The sequence below is a fragment of the Neobacillus paridis genome (genome assembly GCF_016765675.1).
Lineage (GTDB): Bacteria > Bacillota > Bacilli > Bacillales > Cytobacillaceae > Neobacillus > Neobacillus paridis.
In genome coordinates this window covers 1-666 of sequence record NZ_JAESWB010000083.1, presented here as the reverse complement: position 1 = coordinate 666, position 666 = coordinate 1, and the positions used below count along the sequence as shown (strand labels likewise).

The 666-nt window shown below is 67.0% G+C and carries 2 protein-coding genes; both read right to left on the bottom strand.

Features of this window, described 5'->3' with window-relative positions; translation table 11 throughout:
- Positions 1-145 precede the first annotated feature (145 nt).
- The gene (locus JK635_RS28015; RefSeq protein WP_202653074.1) at positions 146-319 is read right to left on the bottom strand and encodes an RsmD family RNA methyltransferase; all 174 of its coding nucleotides are present in this window, start codon (positions 317-319) and stop codon (positions 146-148) included.
- Positions 316-666, bottom strand: a 351-nt coding sequence (locus JK635_RS28010) for a peptidase M16 family protein (protein ID WP_202653073.1), incomplete at its 5' end; no start/stop codon positions are given. The genes JK635_RS28015 and JK635_RS28010, both read right to left, overlap by 4 nt.

Sequence of the window (666 nt, the reverse complement as noted above, 5' to 3'; positions counted from 1 at the left end):
GCCCTGCGCCGTGGTGGCGCTGGGGAAGGTGGTGAACAGTGCGCTCTTGACAGTGGGCTGGATGGTGGCCCAGTTCGTCACCGGCCAGCTGGTGGCAGGCACGCCGGCAAGCTGCATGGCGGCTGCCTGGTAGGCGGCGAAGAAGTCATACAGTTCGGTGGGTTTCGCGCACGCGGTCGGGCGTGGGCCGCAGGCCCTCGGCATCCATCACCGGCAACGGCGTGCGCTTCCACTGGCCGCCGATGATGCGCACCTGCCGCGGCGCATGACGTGGAGCGGCAGGCGCCGGGCGCGATGCGCTGTGGTGACGCTGCTTCATGGCTTCTGCGCGCCAACCACGACCGTGACCAGGCGCTCGTCCGCGATCTTGCGGCCAAAGGCGGCGCGGATGTCGGCAATCGTGACCTTCTCCACATTGGCAGTCCAGGTGTCGAGATAATCCAGCGGCAATCCGTAGAAGCCGATGACGGCCAGGTTGTCCAGTATCTTGCGGTTGCTGTCGATGCGCAGCGCGAAGCCGCCGATCAGGTTGTCCTTGGCCGCCTTCAGTTCGGCTGCCGTGGGTCCGTTACGCAGATAGTCACCCAGCGTGTCGCGCGCGACCTTGAGCGCGGTCGCTGTTTCCGCCTTCTGCGTCTGCAGGCCGATCTGGAACGGGCCGGGCTG